This window comes from Paenibacillus sp. FSL R10-2199 (assembly GCF_038000235.1).
Taxonomy (GTDB): domain Bacteria; phylum Bacillota; class Bacilli; order Paenibacillales; family Paenibacillaceae; genus Paenibacillus_AQ; species Paenibacillus_AQ phytohabitans.
This window is the reverse complement of record NZ_JBBOBO010000001.1, coordinates 408,375-431,690: the sequence shown is the minus strand read 5'-3', so window position 1 is coordinate 431,690 and position 23,316 is coordinate 408,375. Positions and strand designations below refer to the sequence as shown.

Below are 23,316 nucleotides of genomic sequence, written 5' to 3'. Positions count from 1 at the left end.
AGTAATTTTATCATCTGAGTATGCTCTTTACTGCATCCCCAGCTGGTCATCCCGCTCATAGAAGCCGATGTCATCCAGCATAATCTTGTCATCTTCCCCTTGCAGGTAGAAGGTGATTTCGGTCAGCTTGTCCGGATCAAGCGCTGGCTCTTCTTCAAGGAACAGCTCAAAGGGCAGCTCATAGGTCTGGAAGACGGCTTCCGAGCGGTCGCCGAACTTGCCGTCGCTGATCCGCTCCTCCAGCCATGGGCTGATCGTGAATTCGGTCTGGGGCAATGGCAGAATCTCCATTACCTCATCCAGGGGCAGCCGTGCCGTGACCTCATTGCTGTCGGTCAGCTCCACCTCCACATCGGGGGAGAGAGCGCCCGCAGAGGGTGCAGCCGCATCCTCTGCGTCATCAGCGTCGGAATTAAGGTTAGCCAAGGAGAAGGCTAAGCCCTCTGCGGCGGAAGCGGCAAGATTACGGGTGAGTGATTCACTAAGCTTAATCTTGTAGGAGGCTTCAACCGCATCCGCACCAGCATCCGCATCACCAGCTCCAGCCTGGTTCTGAGCGGTGCTGCCGCGCTCCAGCAGAATACCGTATGAAGGTTTATTCTTGGACTCGCGGTCCTTGGCTGCTTCTTCGCTCCAGGTGAGGCCTTCAGCAGTGGCAGTGCCGCCCTTCACCGTATTTCTTTTGCGGTCTTCCTCGTAGTTCGCTACCGTAAGGTAAGTCCCGCTCTGGAACCGGTTATAATAGGCGGTATCCGGCAGCCACTGCGCACCGCTGCGGTAATCACGGAACAATTGCTGATATTCCTTCTTCCCGTTCAGCGTAGTCTCCAGAAATGCAGAGACATAGACCTTGGCAATCTGCCGCTGGTCACCACCATCCATTATATCTGTACGTTTCAGGAACAGCCCCGTCGGCAGTGCCTGGTCAAACAGCCCCCAGTCTGTGTTGAACTGGCTGTGATTGGCATCGGCAATGTAGAGCGAGCTTTTGAAAGCCGGAGTGCTGCCGGTGTAGGAAGCACGCATATACTGCCGGTCCCCGTAGAAGTCATGCACATCGCCGTCACGGGCGCCCTGCAGCGTCAGATAGTTCACATCCACCAGACTGGCCTGTTTGCTGTCAATGGCTTTATCCGTAGGAGCCAGCGCAATAACGGAAGTGATGTTGAACTGCTTCGTTGCCGCCAGTGCCGGATCACCGGTGAACCAGCGCGAGGCATCCGCAGCCATGGCTACAGCCTGACCGCCGCGGCTATGGCCCAGCAATGCAGTCTGGTCATAATCGACCTTCTGATAGAAGGGTGTGCCGGATTGCTCCGCGAAGCTTGCGATCTGCTGCAGATGCTTCAGAATCATCCAGGTCCGCACCTGGAAGTCATTATCCGGAATGCCGGACCACGCAGAATAATTCAGGAAGTTCTCATCCAGCGAGACGGCGATAAATCCCCGGCTGGCCAGCAGTTCCCCGAGATAGGCGTATCCGCCCTCGGAATAATCCTCCATCATATGGTTGCCATGCACCATAAGCACGAGGGGATAAGGCCCGTCACCGTCAGGCATCCAGACCCGGGCATTCAGAGGAAGCGCTCCGGGATCGAATCCCCAGAATAAGGTACGCAGCGCAGGCCATGATTTGATGAATTCCGTAGCATCCACAGAAGCAGAGAGGAGCGCGGCATCCGCGCCATACTCTGTACGGTGCAGGTCCTGGCCGCTCCCATAGGTGAAGCTGTGGAACGTATAGTCCCCCGGCTGTCCGGGATCAGCCGCCGCCGCAGGAAGAACCTCTCCATCCGCAGCCAATGTCTTAACCGATGGGGAGGGAGCAGGGCTGCTTCCCGTCCCATAGGCCAGTGCCAAGGGGGTCAGGACAAGAACCGCTGCCAGAAGCCCGCCGGTGAGGGTTCTCCGCGTCCGCAGCAGACCGGCTGCAAGACCTCCCAGCCCCCCGGCCAAAGCTGTGATACCAGCGATGGCTGCTGCAGCCTCAAGCTCCAGATCGGCGTAATACAGAATAAGCAGCACGGCGCTCAGTGCACTGAGCCAAGAGCCCGTGAACAGCCGCGGAATGCGCAGTCCGGTTAAGGAGAGCAGTACAGCCAGCAGGTTGCCGGCCAGCGCCATTACAAGGGTTCCCGCGCCGGCAGCCAGTATAATATCCGCTGCGCTCCCAAGCCCTGTAGGGATGCCCATAACGGCTATAGTAAAAGCCAGAATACATAGAATCCAAGGACCGCAGAGCGCAATCCTCCATAATGCTGTATCGTACCGGTACGTTTCTAAGCTGCGTCTTCCCATTTCTCTGAGTATGCGCCTATGCAGGCGTGGTCCCTGCGGTGCGGGTACATACTCCAAATCCATTCCCATGATAGTTTCCCCCGACAATTTGTGGCAAATAGAGGCTGCAGAAATCCGGCAGAACTCATCTCTAGTAATTCAACTTATATCTAGTAATTTGACCTATAAGATGTAGCAATAATATTACTTTAAGACATCAATAACAAGTGGGTCTTACAGGAACGGCCGCCACTTGCTGCCGCCGGGCGGAATAGAGCCATCTTTCATCCAAATTGAAAAAAAGGTTTGACAGCGCGCAGGGCTTTCAGTATTATGTCTGTATAACCTACTAAATGGGTAGGAATAATCAAATAAGTTCTTACCGTACAGACGGAGGAACGCCTGCTTCAGGCTCGCAGATACGCGTCCATAGGACCGGTTTGACCAGCCACAAGTGGGCTTTCCTGCGTCTTTTTTTGACGGAAATCCGACCAACAAGAAATTCACAATGATAATGCAATTACAAGAACATTATGGGGGAGTGGTTTGTGATGAAGAAAGGGATCAAGAAGGGGCTTATCGCCGGTTTCACACTATTATTGACGGCAGGGCTTACTGCTTGCGGCAACAACAATGGAGGGAACAGTGCAGGCGCGGCAACAGAAGCTCCGGCAGCAACAGAGGCGGCTGCGAATACGGCGGCTACACCGGAGGCAACAAAGGCCCCAGCCAAAGATCCGGTCGAGCTGCTGAATGTGTCCTACGACCCTACACGTGAACTATATGAGAATTATAACAAGGCATTCGCCGCTTACTGGGAGCAAGAGACAGGCCAGAAGGTTACGATCAAGCAATCGCATGGCGGATCAGGCAAGCAGAGCCGGGCTGTACTCGACGGTCTGGAAGCAGATGTAGTTACGCTGGCGCTCGGATATGACATTGATGCTCTTCAGGAAACGGGTCTTATCGGCGCGGACTGGCAGAGTAAATATGAGCATAACAGCTCCCCGTATACTTCCACCATCGTATTCCTTGTGCGTAAAGGCAACCCGAAAGGCATCAAGGACTGGCCGGATCTGCTCAAGGACGATGTAGAAGTGATCACTCCGAACCCTAAGACTTCCGGCGGTGCGCGCTGGAACTACCTGGCAGCCTGGGGATATGCGCTTGACCAGAATAATAACGATGAAGCCAAGGCTCAGGAGTTCGTACAGAAGCTGTTCAAAAATGTACCCGTACTGGACACCGGGGCGCGCGGCTCTACAACTACCTTCGTGGAACGCGGAATCGGTGACGTGCTGATCGCCTGGGAGAATGAAGCCTACCTGTCGATCAAGGAGCTGGGTCCGGATAAATTCGAGATTGTAAATCCGTCGGAGAGCATTCTGGCCGAGCCGCCGGTAGCCGTGGTGGATAAAGTTGTCGACAAGAGAGGCACCCGTGAGGTCGCAGATGCTTATCTGAAATACCTGTACACCGAGGAAGGCCAGAAAATCGCCGCCGAGAACTATTACCGCCCGACTCTGGAAAGTGTGAAGGAACAGTACAAGGACCAATTCCCTGAGATCAAGCTGTTCACACTGGCGGACAAATTCGGAACCTGGAAGGAAACCCAGGAGAAGCACTTTAATGATGGCGGAATCTTCGACAAAATCTACGTGCCGGGCAGCTGATAGCCAGTTCCGGGATGGAGCTGAGCAGAACAGGTAAGGCGAATTTTGCAGGCGGGGTCCCGCCCGGTTGCTGATCGGCCAACGAGCCGAAGGCAGGAAAGGATGAATGGGCAAATGAATGTCACCACTAAAGCTGCTGCGGGGGCTGTGTCACGGCGCAGGCTTCTGCCGGGTTTCGGAATTACGATGGGGTTCAGCGTATTGTATCTGAGTCTTGTCGTTCTGCTGCCGCTGTCAGCGCTGCTCTTCAATTCGACGGGACTCAGCTGGGCTAAGTTCTGGGATGTGGCTACGGATGCCCGTGTCCTGGCCTCCTATCGGGTCAGTCTGAGTACAGCGGCAGCTGCAGCCCTGATCGATGCTGTTCTGGGGCTGCTGCTGGCCTGGGTGCTGGTACGCTATGAATTTCCGGGCAAAAGGCTATTCGACGCCCTGATCGATCTGCCGTTCGCGCTCCCTACAGCTGTAGCGGGTGTGTCACTGACCGCACTTTATTCCCAGAACGGCTGGATCGGCTCCCTGCTGGAGCCGCTGGGCCTCCGGGTAGCCTTCACGCCGCTTGGCATTACGCTGGCGCTGATGTTTATCGGCATTCCCTTTGTGGTCCGCACGGTTCAGCCCGTGCTGGAGGATCTGGACAGGGATATGGAAGAGGCATCGGCCACGCTGGGAGCGGGACGCTGGCGGACCTTCGTGCGGATTGTTATGCCGGAGCTGTTCCCGCCGCTGCTTACGGGCTTTGCATTGGCTTTTGCCCGGGGCATCGGCGAATACGGCTCCGTTGTATTTATCTCCGGCAATATGCCGATGCGTACGGAGATTGCTCCGCTGCTCATCATGTCCAAGCTGGAGCAGTTCGATTATGCCGGAGCAACAGCGGTGGCGCTGCTGCTGCTGCTAATCTCCTTCCTGATGCTGCTGGTCATCAACAGCCTCCAGCACTGGGCGCGGAAGAGCTCGCGTTAAGGATTCAGGAGATCCGGACAACGGCGGCCATTCAAGATGGCCTATGATCCATAAAACTTAAGTGAGTGCTTCCGAAGCGAGTTATATTGCGATGTTTATCGAGGAGCGGAGGTTCCATAAAACTTAAGCGAATGCTTCCGAAGTTAGTTTTGTACGAAGCAGATTCAGGATGCCTAAGCTAACAAAACTTTAGGAGGAATAAAAATGGCCGGTACGGTTCCCTTACATGTCCCCGCGCCGCGAAAAAGCGTGTCGTCCCCCCGGACGACTGAATCCAAAGCGGTGAAATGGGTGCTCATTTCCCTTGCCGGACTTGTATTGCTCTGGCTGATTGCCCTGCCGCTGATTATCGTGCTGGTGGAGTCGCTGAAGCGGGGGCTGGATGTCTACTGGGCTGCGCTGACCGATCCGGATGCCGCCTCGGCGCTGAAGCTGACCCTGCTGGTCGCGGCCATTACCGTTCCGCTGAATACGATCTTTGGTGTAACGGCGGCGTGGGCAGTGACCAAGTTCCGTTTTCGCGGCAAGGGCTTTATGATTACGCTGATCGATCTGCCATTTGCCGTATCGCCGGTAATTGGCGGGTTGATCTTTATTCTGGTATTCGGCTCGCATGGCTGGTTCGGTCCTTGGCTGAGCAATCACGATATCAAGATTGTTTTTGCTTTGCCGGGTATTGTGCTGGCTACGTTGTTTATCACCTTCCCTTTTGTGGCGCGCGAGCTGATTCCGCTGATGGAGGAGCAGGGCACACAGGAGGAGGAGGCGGCCATTACGCTAGGTGCGCACGGCTGGCAGATTTTCTGGCGCGTGACGCTGCCCAATATCAAGTGGGGTCTGCTGTACGGCATTATTCTCTGTAATGCACGGGCAATGGGGGAGTTCGGCGCGGTATCCGTGGTATCCGGGCATATCCGGGGAGAGACGAATACCCTGCCGCTTCATGTCGAGATTCTGTACAACGAATATCAATTTTCGGCATCCTTCGCCGTTGCCTCCCTGTTGCTCCTGCTGGCCCTGGTGACGATGATGGTCAAGAGCCTGCTTTTACGTAAAAATGCTCATTGACAGTCCTTGGGGTCCGTGCTAAGTTAATTCATAGTATACAAGGTGGTAATTACGGAATAACGGGATTTAGGCGGAGATACTCCCCTGTCCGGGGAAAGGGAGGCTGGAGAATGGCTAAACCACTGAAAGTGGATGAGGTATGGCTTGCGCGGATAACGGAACTTCTCGACGATATGGAGTTCGGCTCATTGCATATTGTGGTGCATGAAGGTCAAATCGTACAGATGGAGCGCACAGAGCGCAAACGTTTCGAGAACAGCACAGCAAATGCACGTTATAGTGGAGAAACCGGAAGCCGGCGGACCGATTCCCGTTCTGCGGGACGAGGATAGCAATCTGTAGTGCACTGATAAATGATCATACATTTCCGTGAACAGAAAAAAGGGGTATCTCACAAGCCTGGAAATGGCTGAATGAGGTACCCCTTTTGTATGCCGGGACATTAGTGTAAGCTTTACTTTAGTAGCGTGTGTTGCGCCGTGATCCGCTGATTCCCTCCACCAGCAGGATGAGGGCAGTGATGGCATGCATAATCCAGCCGACAAAAGGAATCAAACCGACCACCGAGGTGATGATACCAACTGCGTTACCGATGATAGATCCGCGTTCTCTCAGCAGAATAATTACAGCTACGGCATGGAGCAGAAAAGCAACCCCCAGCGGTACCCAGGCATTGGCTACGACAAATGCCCCGCCGATGAACGGCAGTGCCAGAAAAGCCTCATAAGCGAAAGTTCCCCATTTGAATAATTTCCCTATCGGAGACATAATAACTCCACCAGCCTTCCAAGTAGTCTTATAAAGATCCTATTCCACAGTTTACCCAAGGATACGGGCTAAGAATAACCCTGTGCCGGCAACAGATGCAGAACCGTTTGTATTTCTGAGTAATTGTACGCCGGGGGGAGGCGGGACGTTTCATTTTTCCGGATAAGATAGGCGCTGCCTTGCCTCGAAACCTTGCAGTCATATATATTGGTAACAGGTTAACAGGAGTGTCCGCGTGCAGGCGGATAATCATGACAAGAGGGGATAATGTATGGACAAGACATTGCAGCCGGATATCCGGCATGAGCTGCCAACAGTGGAGCAATACCTGGCCCTGCGGCTGGAAGCCGGGCTTAGTCCCATGAGTGTGGAGGGAGCCGGAATCGGGCTGCCCCGCTCCGCGTTTGCTGTAACCTTGTATGAAGGAGATATATTGGCTGGAATGGGACGGGTAATCGGGGACGGGGGCTGTTTTTTTCAGGTGACCGATATTGCCGTGAAGCCTTCCTTTCAGGGGCAGGGTCTGGGGAAAATAATTATGCGGGAAATCCGCCGGTTTCTGGATACCGTGCCGGACAAGGCGTATATTAGTCTCATTGCTGACGGGGAAGCCTCCAGGCTGTATGCCCAATATGGATTCGCACCGGTCCTGCCGGATTCTCAGGGGATGTTCCTGCGGCGTTCATGATGAAAAGAGGATCAGGGCTGCAAACAAATACGAAAGTGAGGCAACAAGAGAATGGATATCGTAGTATTTGGTGCATCGGGTAAGATCGGAAGTGCGATTGTAGAAGAAGCGTTAAAAAGAAAACATGAGGTTACCGCTGCCGTCCGCAAACCGGAAGCCTTCAGTATTCAGCATGACCGGCTTAAGGTTGTTGCAGCCGACCTGCTGGACCCGGCCACGGTAACGGCAGCTCTGCACGGACATGAAGAGGTTATCAGCGCATTCGGACCGGCGCCGGGGCATGAGAATGATCTGCTGCAGGCGGCGGATTCCCTGCTGACAGGGATGCGTGCCGCCGGGCTCCAGCGCCTGATCGTTATCGGCGGGGCAGGCAGCCTGAAGACGGAAACGGGGGAGTGGCTGATGGACACGGCTGATTTCCCGGAGAACTTCCGTCCGCTTGCGTCGGCTCACGCCAATGCCTATGAAATCTACAGAGGGTCAGAGCTGGATTACACGTACCTGAGTCCGCCTGCTGCCATTAGCGCCGGACGCCGGACCGGCCAGTTCCGGATTGGTCTGGACCGTCTAATTGTGGACGAGAACGGGCGGAGCAGCATCAGCATCCAGGATTTCGCGGTAGCGGTTATCGATGAGCTGGAGGAAGGCAATTTCAGCAAGACCCGTTTTACAGTGGGGTATTAATAGCTACAGTTTAAGCTTGTCAGGAAATAAAGCGGCCTAGAATGCAGGCTTCGTAAGCTTTAAGCCCGTCCTCTTGAACGCTCAGGAGGGCTTTTTGCTGTCATTCCGGGCGCCTTAGCCGGATGAGGATGTGTCAAAGTCTGCAATTTGCCTGATTCTATAGTACTGGGTACAATCGAAGCAACTAAAGGGGGGCTTGGCTATGGATGTGGTAACTGCGGAGGAGATGCGGGCATTCGACCGCGAGACGATTGAGCGGCTGGGAATTCCGGCAATTGCGCTGATGGAGAACGCCGGGCGGGCGATTGCCGAGGAGGTCATCGCATTGTGCCGGCGGCGGGGGGCAGGCGCGGGCGGCGGCATAGGGAGCACGGATGCAGAGGGGCGATGCTACGGGGCAGGATCCGTGGGCGGCGTGGGCGGCGGAAGGCAGAGCTATGGAGCGGGCGTGGTGGGCGGCGGAGGCAGAGGAACGCAGAGCTATGGAGCGGGCCTGGCCGGTGGTGAAAGCGAAGGAACGCAGAGCTATGCGGCAGGCGTGGGCGGCGGCATAGGGAGCACGGATGTAGAGGGGCGATGCTACGGGGCAGGATCCGTGGGCAGCGCGGGCGGTGGAAGAGGAGGAACGCAGAGCTATGGAGCGGGCGCGGTGGGCGGCGGAGGCGAAGGAACGCGGAGCTATGCGGCTGGCGGGCCGGCGGTCCAGCCGCCGGGCTTCTCTGTCAGCGCCGACCCGGCGCTGACGCTTACCGCTGCCGGCGGCGAGCACTGGCTCGTCCTCGCCGGCAAAGGCAACAACGGCGGCGACGGGCTCGCCGCCGCCAGGCACCTGCGTGAGGCCGGCATCGCCGTCACGCTGGTGTATGCGGCCGCGCCGGAGTCGCTGGCCGGCGAAGCCGCGCTGCAGCGGGATGCCGCTGCAGCCATGGGCATCCCTGCTGCAGTCTACGGCAGGGATGCTGTGGACCTTGCCGCATGCAGCGGCATCGTAGATGCGCTGCTCGGCACAGGCAGCGCGGGCGCCCCGCGCGGTGCCTATGCGGAGCTGATTGCCGCTGCGAACGCCAGCGGCAGGCCTATTGTATCCGCGGACATCCCCAGCGGGCTGGACGCGGACACGGGCGAGACGCATGAGCCCTGCATTCATGCGTCGGTAACCGTCTGCCTCGCGTTCCTCAAACGCGGGCTGCTGCAGTATCCCGGCGCCGGAGCAGCCGGGCAGGTGGTGGTCCGCTCCATCGGCATCCCCGCTGCCCTGGCGCGTGAGAGCGGCGTCCCGGTCAGCCTGCTGACGCCGGAAGTGCTGCGGACACGTCTGCAGGTCGACGTGTCGCGCCGCCGTTCGCCCGAAGGCCACAAGGGCACTTACGGGCATGTCCTGCTGGCAGCAGGAAGCCTGCGCATGAGCGGCGCCGGCCTGCTGTGCGCCTGCGCTGCGCTGCGCGCCGGCTGCGGGCTGGTGACGTGGGCGCTGCCGGATAAGCTGCTGCCCTATGTGATCGGCTGCGCACCTGAGCTGATGCTGGCCCCGGTATCCGGCGGCGACGGGGAATGGAATGCCGGTACGGCGGCCGAAGTGCTGCAGCTAAGCGGAAGCCGCGATTGTATAGCTGTCGGTCCCGGTCTTGGCCGGTTCGAAGGAGATACGGATTGGCTCCGCAGGCTTTGGGAGGAGACGGAGTCTCCCCTGATTCTCGATGCGGATGCGCTGAATATACTGGCGGATGCCGATTACGGGTCCTGGACCCGCCGCCATCCGGTAATTCTGACCCCGCATCCCGGGGAGATGGCCCGGCTGGCAGGGACTACAACGGCCCAGGTGCAGCGTGACCGGATCGGACTGGCGCTGTCTTATGCCGCAGCGCACGGCGTAATCCTGGTGCTTAAGGGAGCCCATACAGTAATAGCAACGCCTGAAGGACAGGCTTATGTGAACATCACGGGTCATCCGGGTATGGGAACCGGCGGCGCGGGGGATGTGCTGACCGGAATCATCTCCGGCCTGCTGGCCCAGGGCCTGGATACTGCACAGGCGGCAGCCTTTGGGGTCTATCTCCACGGGCTGGCGGGAGAACGTGCCGCCCGGAAACGGGATAACCCGGCGGCCTTGATCGCCGGGGATATTATTGAGGCGCTGTGAACCGTAACTCCGGAGCTGCTGCGGCTCATTATCTATACACCATACCCGTGATCCTGCCGCTTCTGCTGCGCCAGTGCGAGTCTAAGGGTAGCACTGCTCTGCCCTGAATGGATTAGTGTTACAGCTCTGCCAGCGGAAGCACTGTATCAGAACAAGACCAGGCAGAGCAGCGGAATAAACAAGGCGAAGAAGGGAAGCAGGAGCGGGTAGCGTTCGCCGGCAATCTGGGCGAACCGGAACAACAGCAGCACTACAAGTCCGGCAAGACCGCTGGTCATTGCATCGCCGCCTTGCTCAGAAGCCAGCCACAGGCCGGCTCCAAAGCCGGCTACGGCGTATAACACCAGGGCCGGACTGAGCGAAGTGGACCGGAACATGCGCAGCAGGGCATCGGCAAGTATCGCTGCCGGTAAGCCGTAAGCGTAGATGGCATACGGCACCGATACCGGCCAGCCATCCGGTACTCCGCCTTCGTAGCCATGGCCGAGCATAAACAGGGAAACGAGAATAAAGGTCAGTCCGGCGGCCGACAGCTTGGTCAGTGCGTACATGCCCGCAGTCAGGCGGACAGAAGGCAGATCATAATCCTTATGTGTGGTCATCGCTTAACATCCTTTCGGGGTGGGTGAAGAGCACGGCCGGAATGACCGGACGAATCCGGCGCATGAATCAGCTTGTAACCATGTCCCCTCCGTTAACATGAATACAGGTGCCTGTTACATAGGAAGCATCAGGGCTGGCCAGATAGACATAGGCTCCTGCCAGCTCATAGGGCTGTGCCGCCCGCTTGAACGGGGTGTCTGTGCCGAATACACTGACCTCTTCAGCGGAATAGCTGGAAGGAATCAGCGGTGTCCATACCGGACCGGGAGCTACACTGTTGACGCGGATGCCGCTGTCCGCCAGTGAAAGAGCCAGAGAGCGGGTGAACGAGACAACGGCGCCTTTGGTGGAGGAATAGTCAATGAGCTCCTTGTTGCCCTGGTAAGCGGTAATGGAGGCGGTGTTAATAATGCAGCTTCCTTTGTGCAGATGCGGGAGTGCGGCCTGGGTCAGGAAGAAGAAAGGGAAGATATTGGTGCGGTAGGTCTGGTACAGCTGCTCCTCTGTGATATCCAGAATGCTCTTCTGCGGATATTGGACGGCGTGGTTATTCACCAGAATGTCGAGCTTGCCGAAGGTCCGCACGGTGTGCTCCACCGCTTCGAAGCAGCACTCTTTATAGCGCAGATCCGTCTCAATCCGCAGGCAGCGGCGTCCAAGCTCTTCTATCCGGTGCTGCGTAGCTGCGGCATCAGAAGCTTCGTCCAAGTAAGCGATGGCAATATCTGCCCCTTCTTTGGCAAAAGCGATGGCGGCTGCTCTTCCAATGCCGCTGTCTCCGCCGGTAATCAGGGCAACCTTTCCTTTGAGCCTGCCGCTGCTGCTCTCGGGGTTCTCGCTGATCGGACGCGGATTCATCAGACTCTCCAGCCCCGGCTGGCGGTCCTGATGCTGTGGGGGGAAGGCGATAGGCTGCACGCGGCATACCGTCTTTTCTCCGTAATAGGGGTAAACGGGATTCATCGGGTGATACTCCTCCTTGCCTGTTGGCTCTCCGTATATTGGTATGCATGCGCCCAGAAAAGCGTGCGCCGCAGTCCTCTTCTGGGTGATCCTTAAGACGCTCTTAACTTTACATACTAAAAACTTAGAAATGGAGAGAATAACTAATGCTATACAGAACAATGACAGCCGATGATTACGAGGCAGCTTATCAATTATGGAAGAATACGGACGGGATGGGTCTTAGTGAAGCGGACTCGCGCGGGGAAATTATCCGTTATCTGGAGCGTAATCCGGGAATCAGCCAGGTGTGTGTGGATGAGGACGGTACACTTGCGGGTACAGCGGTGTGCGGACATGACGGACGCAGAGGATATATGTATCATGTGGCTGTCAGCAGCAGCAGCCGGGGTAAGGGTGCCGGGCGTGAGATGGTCACACGCTGCCTGGAGAGACTGCGGGAGGAAGGCATCAGTAAATGCCATCTGATGGTCATCGGGCATAACGCTCTGGGCCGCAGCTTCTGGTCAGGCACCGGCTGGCAGGAGCGGGATGGCCTTGTACTGTTCTCGCGGAACAGCTGATAGGTCACAAACAATGTAATAGTGTAGCTTTTGTCCGGACGCAGTATAATATATAGGAGCTTTACAAATGACTTGCACTATTCTATGTGCAATGTCGAATTTTGATAGCGGGAGACCTGAGCGATGCGGTTTAAAGATGTATTCTCAATTATCGGTCCGGCGATGGTCGGACCTTCCAGTTCGCATACAGCGGGGGCGGCGCGGATCGGCAGAGCGGCACGCCAGGTGCTCGGTGAATTGCCGCGTACGGCAGAAGTCACGTTCTTCGGTTCTTTTGCGGCCACGTATCAGGGACATGGAACAGACCGGGCTATCGCCGGAGGTCTGCTGGACTTTACGACCGATGACCACCGGCTGCCGGATTCCATAGAGCTTGCTGCCGAAGCCGGAATGGAGGTTTCCTTCGGTCAGGGGACGGGCTTGTTCCCCCATCCCAATACGGTCCGCTTGCGGCTTACCGGCAGCGAGAGCGGCACAGAGCTGATGCTTACCGGGATTTCGATCGGCGGCGGCAATATCGAAATTGTTGATATTGACGGATTCGGCGTGAAGCTTACCGGCATGTATCCAACCGTGCTGATTAATCATATGGACTATCTGGGCGTACTGGCCAGCGTTACGGATGTAATGCGGCAGGGCCAGTGCAATATTGGACATATGTCGCTGGACCGCAAGAACCGCAGCGGAGCAGCCTTGACGGTGCTGGAGCTGGATGAAGCCGCTACACCGGAGCTGCTGCGGAATTTGCGGGCGCTGCCGGCTGTGAAGTCCGTGAAAGTTGTCGATTTGAATGAACAGGCACATGAGCAGAAAGGAAAGGACATTACATCATGAATTTTCAAACACTCAGCCAGCTGGCTGTATTATGTGAAGAGCGGGGTCTGGGAATCGGCGCTCTGATGCTTGAGGAGCAGAGCGCGGAGTCTGGACGTTCCAAGGAGCAGGAGTTCGCTACCATGAGCCAGTATTACGGCGTAATGAAGGAAGCGGTGCACCGCGGCATGCATGAAGACACCACCTCGCGCAGCGGCCTGACAGGACTTGACGCCCAGCGTGTGGCTGCTTACAATGCAGCGGATGAACCTTGCCTTGGCGGTCCTGCCGGCCAGGCCATGGCGTATGCTCTTGCGGTTTCGGAAGTGAATGCTTCCATGGGGCGGATTATCGCTACGCCGACCGCAGGCTCCTGCGGAATCATTCCCGGGGTGTTCCTGAGCTGTCAGGAGCGCTTCGGCTGGGATGATGACTATATGGTTACCGGCCTGTTCGCGGCTGGAGCCATCGGGTATGTTATTGCCAACAATTCCTTTGTATCGGGAGCGGAAGGCGGCTGTCAGGCCGAGGTCGGCTCAGCCATCGGGATGGCGGCAGGGGCCTTGACTGAAATGCGCGGCGGCACACCGGCGCAAGCCGTGCATGCCGTAGGGCTGGCACTGAAGAATACACTGGGGCTGATCTGTGATCCGGTAGGCGGACTTGTGGAGATTCCATGTATTGTCCGTAACGGCTTCGGTGCCGTCACGGCACTTGCTGCGGCCGATATGGCACTGGCCGGTGTCCGCAGTGTGATACCGTCCGATGAAGTGATCAAGGTCATGCTGGAGGTAGGCTCCGCCATGCCCGAGAAGCACCGCGAGACGGCGGGGGGCGGACTGGCGCAGACGCCAACCGGCCGCCGGATTATGAAGGATTTACGGAACAAGAAATAAGCTGCGGGAGCTTTCGGACGTCAGCCATTTTTGCGGGGCTATAGCATACGGAACCGTTCAAGCTGATCCCACAGCCCCTCACGCCGGAGGATTTCCTCCTGCTTCGGTCCCATCAGGTCGAAGTGGGGAAACGGCTGGCGGTTATGAATATATTGCGGCGGAAGACCGTTCTTCCTGCACCACTCCCTCAGGCGGGGGAGATCACTGCACCCGACCTTGGTCACTGTGGTGATGTCAGGAAAACGCTTGTCCAGCCAGTAATGCGTAAGGAACGCGATTTCACCAGCGGAGACCGCTTGTTTCCAGCGGGCTAGTTCTGCTCTGTTAATGCCAAAGGCCATAGCTGTCATCATCCTTATTGATCATAGTGAATTGATTAAATACAAGAATATAAGATATTTCCGGAAAGGGGAGAAGAACATGAACGGGCAAGTTAGAGCGGATATCCGCCCCGGACTTCAGGTTGATATTGTACTGAAGCAGGATCAGGCGACCGGCAAACTCACACATGGCGCGGTTAAAGACATTCTGACCAATTCGCCCCGCCATCCGCACGGAATCAAAGTGCGGCTGACTGACGGACAGGTAGGACGGGTCAAGAACATTACAGGTTAAGCAGTATACAGAAGAATGAAGAAGCGCCGCGAGCCGGGGCGGCTGTGTCCCTTGGGCAGCCGCCGGGGTAAGAGGCGCCTTTTGATTTGCGTACAGGATCATGAGCCTGCTTAACGGCCCATGAACTCCTCTACATACTGGTCGGCCTTGGTCTGATTACATAAATTGCAGGCGCAGACACAGTTGTCCGGCGTAGTGTGCCCGCCCTTGGCACGGGGCAGCAGATGGTCAATGGTATCCCCGTATAAGCCGCAGAAATAGCAGATATACTGGTCCCGGGTCAGAATATAGGCGCGGAAATCCTTATTGCTGTATAAGCGGCGGATTGTACGGCGGTTCACGACAACTGCGGCATGCTCCCGGACAAGCGTTACCGCAAGCGCAAGATCAATCTCCTGATGCCAGCGCCGGCCTTTGTCGCTGTGCCCGCGCATCAGAATCATACCCTTGCCTGAAGGGATGAGCGCAGAGGCATCCTGGGGATCGGGCTTCGGTCCGCGCTGCTGGGGGATCGTGCGTCCCGTTTCCGCACTGCGCGGACGGGACTTGCCCTTGAGGCCGGAGGTACCCGCGCTGCCGCGGCCTTCCTTGGCACGTTCGGGCAAGGAAGGCTGACGGCCCAAGGCAGCAGGCGGTTTGGCAGCTCCGGAGCCCGCTGCAGAGATCGAGACCAGTGTCTTATCCCGCTTGGCAGTCCCTGTGCCGGGCGGACGCTCCGGCAGTGCGGGTGCCGCGCTTGCACGCGGCGGCGCAGCCGCAGCCCCTGCTTCACGTAGCTTGCGGCATTCCCGGCAGGCTCCGCGCCGGGAGATACCCTTGGAGCGCTTGCCTGTACGTCTGCGGAATTCGGAGAGCGGCTTAAGCTGATGGCAATAGGCACATTGTTTGGATGGAGGAAGAATAGTTTCAGTCATAAGTATACTTGGCAGGACGGCCCTCAGCCGCAACTGTCCAATCCCTTCTGTATTTTGAAATAGAAACTTATTTACGGTATACCGCCATGTGATTTCATTGATTTGATAATAGTATAGCGTAAAGCACAGGTATTCACACAGCATGCGCCAAAAGCGCAAATCTCCAGGGCTGTGACATCCTTCTTCGCAGTCTTGAGGAAAAACCCGTAAACTCGCAAAGTAAGGCCGTAAATCGATGATGAGGCTTGTATAGGAATACAATAATTATGAACCAGAGAGGAGGAAGCTGAATGACCGTTAGTGAAAAAAAGCCCGGGGCCGTAAGACTGCTATTTGTGCTTCAGGCATTCTTAGGCCTTGGAGCTGTCGCCGGAGGGCTGGTCCTGCTCGCCGATCCCAGTGGTGAAATGATTGGAATGCCGGCGTCCATACTGGAAAGATCGCCCTTTGACAGTTATGCAATTCCCGGTATTCTGCTGCTGGTCATTTTTGGGCTGCTGCCGCTAATGGTGCTCTATGGTCTTTTTAAGCAGCCTGAGTGGTCTTGGGGCTATGCGCTCACTCCGTTTAAGGCGCTGCATGCAGCATGGAGCTTCTCGCTTTATATCGGCTTTGGCCAGATTATCTGGATTATGGTGCAGACGTATATGATGGATACAGTCAGTATTGTTCATGTTTTCTACATGTCTCTGGGCATGCTGGTTCAGATCGTTACGCTGCTGCCTGCGGTACAGAGATATTTTATGCTGGACGGCCGTTCTGAAAGAAGTTAGAATGACAGTGAACATAAAAGGGCTTTCATTTGGGCCGCGGGAGTGAACCGGAAGTGACTACCATATACGATATTGCCAAAAGAACCGGCTATTCACCAACCACGGTATCCAAGGCGTTCAATAACTACTCTGACGTGCGGGAGAAGACGCGGCAGGAAATACTGCGTACCGCCCAGGAAATGGGATATCTTCCTAATGCGCATGCGCGTACACTGACGACCAAGAAATCCTGGACGATCGGTGTGCTGTTTGTGGAGAATACGGGAGCGGGTATCCGCCATCCTTTCTTCAGTGCGGTTATTGAGAGCTTCAAGCAGGTTGCCGTAGCCAAGGGTTACGCCCTCATGTTTATCTCGAAGGATGTCGGCGGCAAGCAGAGCGGATATCTGGAGAACTGCCGGATTCGCGGAGTCGATGGGGTTGTAGTGTTCCTTTCCGATTATGAGGATCCTTATTTCCGGGAGCTTCTGGAGAGTGATATTCCTACAGTGGTTCTCGATTTCGAAACGGCGTTGTCGCATACGGTCTGCTCGGATAATATGACCGGTGCACTGCAGGCAGTGGAATATCTGGTATCGCTCGGACACCGCAGAATTGCCCATATTTCGGGAGGCGGGAATACGTATCCGGGACAACAGCGGGAGCTGGGGTACAGAGCGGCGATGGAGCAGCAGGGTCTTGAGGTGCCGGACGAATATGTTGCCGAGGGAGCATTCTACTCTCTGGAGAACGGTTACGGCGCAATGAAGTCTTTGCTGGAGCTGCCGGAACGGCCAACTGCCGTGTTTGCTTCAGGTGACTTGCTTGCACTGGGTGCCGTAATGGCTGCCAAGGATCAGGGCCTGTCTGTACCGGAGGATATTTCAGTCATGGGTTATGATGATATTGAGCTTGCGGGATATGTTACCCCTGCGCTTACCACCGTCCGCCAGAACACGGAGCTGCTGGGTACCCGGGCGGCGGAGCTTTTACTGGCTTCGATGAACGGGCCGCGTACAAATCAGGAGGCGCTGGTTCTGCCTGTAGAGATCATCGTCAGAGATTCCTGTGCACCGCCGGTCAAGAGATAAAAGTGCGTTCAACCGGGAATGCATTTTTTTTCAGCAAAATCGAAACCGGTTTCGATTTCTTTCGTTTTATTTCGAATTCAAATGATGAAGGAGTGAACCCACATGCCAACCGTTCAAACCGTAGTAACCGCCAAAGATACAGCAGATCGTCTGAGTTCCAAAGAAAGCATTCAATTCAAAGCAGCAACCCCTGGTACAACAGCAGATATACTGCTGCAGCCGGAGCAGGAGTTTCAAAAGATCATTGGTTTTGGCGGCGCTTTCACTGAAGCGGCTGCCTATACGCTGTCACGGATGAGCCCTGGGAAACGGGCAGAGGTCATCCGGCGTTATTTTCACCCGGTGGATGGGCTGAATTACACTATGGGCCGCGTGCATATTCATAGCTGTGACTTCGCGCTCGGCAACTATACCTATGTGCAGGATGAGGATACGGAGCTTGCGACCTTCGATATTTCGCATGATCTCCAGTGGGTCCTGCCGCTCATTAAGGATGCTATGGAGGTCAAAGGCGGGCCCTTCACGATGCTGGCTTCGCCTTGGAGCCCGCCGGCCTGGATGAAAACGAACGGGGAGATGAATAACGGCGGTTCGCTCAAGCCGGAATATGCTGCGGTCTGGGCGCGCTATTATACCAAATTCATCGAGGCTTACCGCAAGGAGGGAATTCCGGTCTGGGCAGTATCCGTGCAGAACGAGCCGGCAGCAGTGCAAGTATGGGACTCTTGTGTATATAGTGCCGAGGAAGAGCGCGATTTCGTCAAAAACCACCTCGGCCCTGTAATGCGTGAGGCCGGAATGGAGGATGTGAACATCGTCATCTGGGATCACAACCGCGATATTATGATCGAACGCGTGACACCGATTCTATCCGATCCGGAAGCAGCGCAGTATGTATGGGGAACCGGAATCCACTGGTACGGCGGTGAGGAGTTCGACAAGGTGGAGAAGGTGCATGAGCTTTTCCCGGATAAGCATGTGCTCTTCACCGAAGGCTGCCAGGAAGGCGGCGTGCGTCTGGGGGAATGGTTCACGGGTGAGCGCTACGGCCGGAATATGATCGGCGATCTGAATGCCTGGACAGAGGGCTATCTGGACTGGAATCTGGTGCTGGATGAGACGGGCGGACCGAATCATGTGGGGAATCTCTGCGATGCTCCGGTGATTGCGGATACGGCTACGGACGAGGTTCACTATAACAGCTCGTATTATTACATCGGGCATTTCAGCAAATTCATTGCACCGGGTGCTGTGCGGATCGGGCTGCAGTCGGCTGCGGAAGGCGTGCTGTCAGCGGCGTTCCGCAATCCGGACGGCAGCATCGCTGTTGTATTGATGAACGAAGGCGAAGCAGAACGCTCCCTGACGCTTGGCCTCGGCGGCGAAATCGCTGAGTGCACATTGCCTGCACATTCCATTGCCACACATCTGATTTCGCAAGGTTAAGCCAGCTGGCAGCAGACATGAAGAAGATGAACAGAAACGAAGCGGATGGGATCGATTCAAAGGCTGATTCAGCGCGAGTTGAGACACTCTTGCTTGAGGCCGTCTATTGTACTATCTACAGCAGATGTCGCCTAAATCCGCCGCAAAAAAACGGAAATCAAATGTATGAAATACAACAGAATGATGTTCAGGCATAATAAAGCAATTTCTAATGCAGGAAGTGCAATCATTCAGGAACTGCATAGGAAGCAGAGGCTGCCTTGAGCAAACTTGCCGCAACAGAGCAACAAAAGCATATATCAACAAACTTTTAGGAGGACTTAAGCATGAGCCATTATTATTTCGATTCAGGTAAATTTGTCATAGAGCAGTTCCACGAAGGCAAACCGTTCGCCAGCTTCCTGCCCGGACTTGCCGGATTGAAGGGGATCCCGATGTGGACGTTCTACGTGAACCGGGGTCAAGGAATCAGCAGCTTCGGAGTACGGGACAAAAATTCGCCGATTATGGAGTTCTCTCCGGCCAATATTTCGTATAAGAATGTAGCCTCCACCGGATTCCGCACCTTCATCAAGCTGAAGGGTACAGCAGAAGTCTATGAGCCGTTCCAGTCGGCACGCCCTGACCCGGCGGCCAAGCGGATCATGACGATCCTGCCGAACGGACTGACCATTGAGGAGTCACATGCAGGACATGGGCTGAAGACGACGGTCCACTACTTCAACCTGCCGGGTGATGATTATGCCGCGCTGATCCGGCAGGTGGAGATCGAGAATATCAGCGGGACAGAGCTGGAGCTGGAGCTGCTCGACGGTCTTCCGGAGGTTCTTCCCTTCGGCGTAGCGAACGGGGGCTACAAAGAGATGGGCAACCTGCTGCGCAGCTGGATGGATGTGTATAACCTGGAGAACGGAATTCCGTTCTACAAGCTGCGCTCCAGCACGAATGACGATGCGGAAATGAGCCTGATTGAGAGCGGGCACTTCTATCTCTCCTCCACAGCGGAAGGAGAACAGCTGTATCCGGTCGTAGATTATGAAGTAATCTTCGGCGGCAATACTTCGCTGACGTATCCCGACCGCTTCGCGGAGCTTCCGCTGGCGGAGCTGCTTGCACAGGCCCAATACCCAACCAACAAGGTGCCGTGCGGCTTCAGCGGCGTATCCAGAACACTTGCACCGGGAACTTCGCTGAAGCTGAATACAATCATTGGGCATGTAAATGATATTGCCAGAATCAATCATCGGGCGGCTGAGCTCTGCCGGGAAGATTATTTTACCGCCAAGGCACAGGAAGCGGCCAGTTTGACCGAGGATTTAACGGCTGATATTGCTACGCATACCTCCTCGCCGCTGTTCGATGCTTATTGCCGCCAGTCTTATCTCGACAATTTTCTGCGCGGGGGCTATCCGTTTATTTTTGATAACGGCGGTGAAGGCTTCGTTGTACATCTATACTCGCGCAAGCATGGCGATATGGAACGGGATTACAACTTCTTCTCGCTGGCGCCTGAATATTATTCGCAGGGCAACGGCAATTTCCGAGATATGAACCAGAACCGGCGCAGCGATGTGTTTTTCCACCCGAAGGTAGGCAGCTTCAACATCAAGATGTTCTACAGTCTGATTCAGGCTGACGGCTACAATCCGCTTAGCGTGCAGGGTACCAGCTTTGAAATTCTGCCGGGTGAGGGAGAGAAGCTTAAAGCATGGGTTACCGGGGCGCTTGCGGAGCATCATGCCGGATTTGAGCGGCTACTGGCCGGACGCTTCACACCAGGCAGCCTGATTAACTACATTGCGGATCACAATCTTGCTTTGAACATCAGTGAGCAGGAATTCCTCAGCGGAGTGCTTGCCCTGTCGCAGCAGAACATTGAAGCCGCCTTCGGAGAAGGCTTCTGGTCCGATCACTGGACCTACAATCTTGATCTGGTGGAAGGTTATCTGGATATTTATCCGGAACGGCAGGAGGCGCTGCTGTTCGGGGACGAGACTTATACGTTCTATGACAGCCCGGCTTATGTGCTGCCGCGCAGCGAGAAATATGTAATCAGCGGCGGGCAGGTGCGGCAATTCGGGGCGCTGCTGGAGGATGAAGAGAAGCTGCACAAGCTGAAGCGCAAGGCCAGCGATACCCAGTGGCTGCGCACACAAGGCGGGCACGGGGAGATCTACCGGACCAGCCTGTTTGTGAAGATGCTGTCGCTTGCCATGAACAAATTTGCCACGCTTGATCCTTACGGGATGGGTGTAGAGATGGAAGGCAACAAGCCGGGCTGGAATGATGCTATGAACGGTCTGCCGGGACTGGTCGGCTCCGGAATGAGCGAGACCTTTGAACTCAAGCGGATGCTTGTGTTCATGCTGGAAGCGCTGGAGAGCGGCGCGGATCTTCCTTCAACAGTAGCGCTTCCGTTAGAGATGGCTTCGCTGCTTGAGCAGGTGAACCGTGCTGTAACTGAAGTGCTTGACGGTTCACTGGCCCAATTCCCGTATTGGGACCGCGTAGCTTCGGCGCGCGAGGCTTACCGGGCAGAGATCCGCTTCGGAATTACAGGCGAGACCGCCGAAATCTCCCTTTCGGTCATCCGTGAGGCACTGGGCAAATGGCTGCGTAAGGTGGATCAGGGTATTGAGCGTGCGGTAGGGATTGGCGGCGGACTGGTTCCGACCTATTTCCGCTTCGAGGCAACACGGTTCCAGCCTGTAACGGATGAAGCCGGAGAGCCGGTCATCAGCGGCTACGGGCTGCCGAAGGCTCTGGTTGAAGAGTTCGAAGCTGCTGCCCTGCCGTATTTCCTGGAAGGCCCTGCCCGCTGGCTCAAAACGCTGGACAGCAAGGGAACCGCCAAGGGAATCTACAGCAAAGTGAAACAGAGCGGGCTCTTTGATCCGGTTACATCGATGTACCGGACTTCAGTGTCGCTGGAAGAAGAATCGCATGAGATCGGCCGCATCCGTGCCTTCACACCGGGCTGGCAGGAGCGGGAGTCCAACTTCCTGCACATGTCGTACAAATATTTGCTTGAGCTGCTGAAGGCGGGGCTGTACGAAGAATTCTACAGCGAGCTGAAAACCTCGCTGATTCCGTTCCTTGACCCTGAGGTCTACGGTCGCAGTACACTGGAGAATTCCTCGTTCATCTCAACAGGCGGCAATCCCGATCCTGCAACGCATGGCAGGGGGTTTGTTGCCCGGCTGAGCGGCTCTACGGCGGAGTTCCTGAGCATGTGGAGAACGATGATGGCCGGCAGCCGGCTGTTCTCTGTGGAAGACGGCGAGTTAACCCTGCAGCTGAATCCGGCCCTTCCCGGCTGGCTGTTCGATGAGCAGGGGCATGTATCCTTCACGTTGCTGGGAAGTACGGAAGTAACGTATTATAATCCGCGTCATGCCGATACCTTCGGCGGCAGCAAGGCGGTCATTCAGAATCTGACGCTGCAATTCCGCAGCGGCGAGGAACGCCTGATTGCCGGCGGCCTGCTGCGCGGCGGGGATGCCGAGGCATTGCGGCGCGGAGAGATTGCCGCCATCCGTGCGGTAATGGAATAATCAGGCGGATTTCCACCGCGAAACAGCGGGTTAAATTCAAGAAATTTGTAGACAACAGCGGCTGGAGGGCCAAATATTCTTTGGAGCCACGGCAATCCCATAATAGCAAAAATACAAGTTCAATCTATATATTCATTCAAGTTGATAAAGGTACAGGAAGGAGGCCCGGTTGGGCCTCCTTTTAATTGCCCGGGGTTAGGTGGATTAAAGGTGAATACTCTTGAATCCGCCAGTTGTCGGCGATACGGGGAATGAGGAGCAGAAGCTCTTAAGCCCTCTGATTCCGCCGGAAGTAGGCGGAATGAGCAAATTAGAGGGATAAATCCCTCTAAATCCGCCGTAAGTGGGCGGAATGAGCAAATTAGAGGGATAAATCCCTCTAAATCCGCCGTAAGTGGGCGGAATGAGCAAATTAGAGGGATAAATCCCTCTAAATCCCCCGTAAGTGGGCGGAATGAGCAAATTAAAGGGATAAATCCCTCTAAATCCCCTGGAAGTAGGCGGAATGAGCAAATTAAAGGGATAAATCCCTCTAAATCCCCCGGAAGTAGGCGGAATGAGCAAATTAAAGGGATAAATCCCTCTAAATCCGCCGGAAACAGGCGGAATGAGCAAATTAAAGGGATAAATCCCTCTAAATCCGCCGGAAACAGGCGGAATGAGCAAATTAAAGGGATAAATCCCTCTAAACCCGCCAGAAGTAGGCGATATGGAGGAATGAGGAGCACTAGTGCCCCTGAATCCGCCGGAAGTAGGCGATAGGGTAGAATGAGGGGCAGAAGTGCCCCTGAATCCGCCGGAAGTGGGCGATAGGGAGGAATGAGGAGCAGAAGTGCCCCTCA

21 protein-coding genes are annotated in these 23,316 nt (G+C 55.8%); 15 read left to right on the top strand and 6 right to left on the bottom strand.

What is annotated here, in order from left to right:
• Positions 1 to 27 precede the first annotated feature (27 nt).
• The gene (locus tag NYE33_RS01845) at positions 28 to 2,367 is read right to left on the bottom strand and encodes a poly(ethylene terephthalate) hydrolase family protein (RefSeq protein WP_341064561.1); all 2,340 of its coding nucleotides are present in this window, start codon (positions 2,365 to 2,367) and stop codon (positions 28 to 30) included.
• A gap of 461 nt (positions 2,368 to 2,828) precedes the next feature.
• Here NYE33_RS01845 and NYE33_RS01840 point away from each other — a divergent pair, with 461 nt between their 5' ends.
• From NYE33_RS01840 to NYE33_RS01825, 4 genes are all read left to right on the top strand, one after another.
• The gene (locus NYE33_RS01840; protein WP_340990323.1) at positions 2,829 to 3,950 is read left to right on the top strand and encodes a sulfate ABC transporter substrate-binding protein; all 1,122 of its coding nucleotides are present in this window, start codon (positions 2,829 to 2,831) and stop codon (positions 3,948 to 3,950) included.
• Positions 3,951 to 4,064: 114 nt separating this feature from the next.
• The gene (cysT, locus tag NYE33_RS01835; RefSeq protein ID WP_336101227.1) at positions 4,065 to 4,916 is read left to right on the top strand and encodes a sulfate ABC transporter permease subunit CysT; all 852 of its coding nucleotides are present in this window, start codon (positions 4,065 to 4,067) and stop codon (positions 4,914 to 4,916) included.
• A gap of 204 nt (positions 4,917 to 5,120) precedes the next feature.
• Complete coding sequence (gene cysW / locus NYE33_RS01830) at positions 5,121 to 5,984, top strand: sulfate ABC transporter permease subunit CysW (protein ID WP_341064560.1); 864 nt, start codon at positions 5,121 to 5,123, stop codon at positions 5,982 to 5,984.
• Between the two features lie 110 nt (positions 5,985 to 6,094).
• A complete protein-coding gene (locus NYE33_RS01825; protein WP_039299580.1) occupies positions 6,095 to 6,316 on the top strand; it encodes a YezD family protein in 222 nt (73 codons plus the stop codon).
• 127 nt (positions 6,317 to 6,443) lie between these two features.
• On the opposite strand, the gene NYE33_RS01820 is transcribed toward NYE33_RS01825, so the two are convergent.
• On the bottom strand, positions 6,444 to 6,752 hold the full coding sequence (locus tag NYE33_RS01820; protein WP_042133093.1) for a hypothetical protein: 309 nt from the start codon (positions 6,750 to 6,752) through the stop codon (positions 6,444 to 6,446).
• 271 nt (positions 6,753 to 7,023) lie between these two features.
• On the opposite strand from NYE33_RS01820, the gene NYE33_RS01815 reads away from it, so the two are divergent.
• The 3 genes from NYE33_RS01815 (at position 7,024) to NYE33_RS01805 (ending at position 10,264) form a co-directional block, all read left to right on the top strand.
• Entirely contained in the window at positions 7,024 to 7,440 is a 417-nt protein-coding gene (locus NYE33_RS01815) for a GNAT family N-acetyltransferase (RefSeq protein ID WP_042133096.1), read from the top strand.
• 51 nt (positions 7,441 to 7,491) lie between these two features.
• Complete coding sequence (locus NYE33_RS01810) at positions 7,492 to 8,124, top strand: NAD(P)-dependent oxidoreductase (protein ID WP_042133097.1); 633 nt, start codon at positions 7,492 to 7,494, stop codon at positions 8,122 to 8,124.
• Between the two features lie 202 nt (positions 8,125 to 8,326).
• On the top strand, positions 8,327 to 10,264 hold the full coding sequence (locus tag NYE33_RS01805; protein ID WP_341064557.1) for an NAD(P)H-hydrate dehydratase: 1,938 nt from the start codon (positions 8,327 to 8,329) through the stop codon (positions 10,262 to 10,264).
• 146 nt (positions 10,265 to 10,410) lie between these two features.
• Here the strand turns inward: NYE33_RS01805 and NYE33_RS01800 are convergent, their stop codons facing one another.
• Both NYE33_RS01800 and NYE33_RS01795 read right to left on the bottom strand, forming a co-directional pair.
• The gene (locus NYE33_RS01800; protein WP_039310540.1) at positions 10,411 to 10,866 is read right to left on the bottom strand and encodes a hypothetical protein; all 456 of its coding nucleotides are present in this window, start codon (positions 10,864 to 10,866) and stop codon (positions 10,411 to 10,413) included.
• A gap of 67 nt (positions 10,867 to 10,933) precedes the next feature.
• The gene (locus NYE33_RS01795) at positions 10,934 to 11,830 is read right to left on the bottom strand and encodes an SDR family oxidoreductase (protein WP_042133103.1); all 897 of its coding nucleotides are present in this window, start codon (positions 11,828 to 11,830) and stop codon (positions 10,934 to 10,936) included.
• A gap of 146 nt (positions 11,831 to 11,976) precedes the next feature.
• On the opposite strand from NYE33_RS01795, the gene NYE33_RS01790 reads away from it, so the two are divergent.
• From NYE33_RS01790 to sdaAA, 3 genes are all read left to right on the top strand, one after another.
• The gene (locus NYE33_RS01790) at positions 11,977 to 12,393 is read left to right on the top strand and encodes a GNAT family N-acetyltransferase (protein ID WP_076243563.1); all 417 of its coding nucleotides are present in this window, start codon (positions 11,977 to 11,979) and stop codon (positions 12,391 to 12,393) included.
• A gap of 123 nt (positions 12,394 to 12,516) precedes the next feature.
• Complete coding sequence (gene sdaAB / locus NYE33_RS01785) at positions 12,517 to 13,227, top strand: L-serine ammonia-lyase, iron-sulfur-dependent subunit beta (protein ID WP_042133105.1); 711 nt, start codon at positions 12,517 to 12,519, stop codon at positions 13,225 to 13,227.
• Positions 13,224 to 14,102, top strand: a complete 879-nt coding sequence (gene sdaAA / locus NYE33_RS01780; protein WP_042133107.1) for an L-serine ammonia-lyase, iron-sulfur-dependent, subunit alpha — start codon at positions 13,224 to 13,226, stop codon at positions 14,100 to 14,102. The genes sdaAB and sdaAA overlap by 4 nt, the downstream gene beginning before the upstream one ends.
• Positions 14,103 to 14,140: 38 nt before the next feature.
• On the opposite strand, the gene NYE33_RS01775 is transcribed toward sdaAA, so the two are convergent.
• A complete protein-coding gene (locus tag NYE33_RS01775; protein WP_039310552.1) occupies positions 14,141 to 14,443 on the bottom strand; it encodes a hypothetical protein in 303 nt (100 codons plus the stop codon).
• Positions 14,444 to 14,522: 79 nt separating this feature from the next.
• On the opposite strand from NYE33_RS01775, the gene NYE33_RS01770 reads away from it, so the two are divergent.
• Complete coding sequence (locus NYE33_RS01770) at positions 14,523 to 14,717, top strand: YwbE family protein (RefSeq protein ID WP_042133109.1); 195 nt, start codon at positions 14,523 to 14,525, stop codon at positions 14,715 to 14,717.
• Between the two features lie 110 nt (positions 14,718 to 14,827).
• Here NYE33_RS01770 and NYE33_RS01765 read toward each other — a convergent pair whose 3' ends face one another.
• Positions 14,828 to 15,631: an HNH endonuclease gene (locus NYE33_RS01765; protein WP_076243579.1), complete on the bottom strand. Its 804-nt coding sequence runs from the start codon at positions 15,629 to 15,631 to the stop codon at positions 14,828 to 14,830.
• A 290-nt stretch (positions 15,632 to 15,921) separates the two neighbouring features.
• On the opposite strand from NYE33_RS01765, the gene NYE33_RS01760 reads away from it, so the two are divergent.
• The 4 genes from NYE33_RS01760 to NYE33_RS01745 all read left to right on the top strand — a co-directional run bounded on the left by NYE33_RS01760 (position 15,922) and on the right by NYE33_RS01745 (position 22,474).
• A complete protein-coding gene (locus NYE33_RS01760) occupies positions 15,922 to 16,404 on the top strand; it encodes a hypothetical protein (RefSeq protein ID WP_340948186.1) in 483 nt (160 codons plus the stop codon).
• 53 nt (positions 16,405 to 16,457) lie between these two features.
• The gene (locus tag NYE33_RS01755; RefSeq protein WP_076243580.1) at positions 16,458 to 17,474 is read left to right on the top strand and encodes a LacI family DNA-binding transcriptional regulator; all 1,017 of its coding nucleotides are present in this window, start codon (positions 16,458 to 16,460) and stop codon (positions 17,472 to 17,474) included.
• A 102-nt stretch (positions 17,475 to 17,576) separates the two neighbouring features.
• Positions 17,577 to 18,920, top strand: a complete 1,344-nt coding sequence (locus NYE33_RS01750; protein ID WP_341064555.1) for a glycoside hydrolase family 30 protein — start codon at positions 17,577 to 17,579, stop codon at positions 18,918 to 18,920.
• Positions 18,921 to 19,246: 326 nt separating this feature from the next.
• Entirely contained in the window at positions 19,247 to 22,474 is a 3,228-nt protein-coding gene (locus tag NYE33_RS01745) for a cellobiose phosphorylase (protein WP_341064553.1), read from the top strand.
• The last annotated feature ends 842 nt before the right edge of the window (positions 22,475 to 23,316 follow it).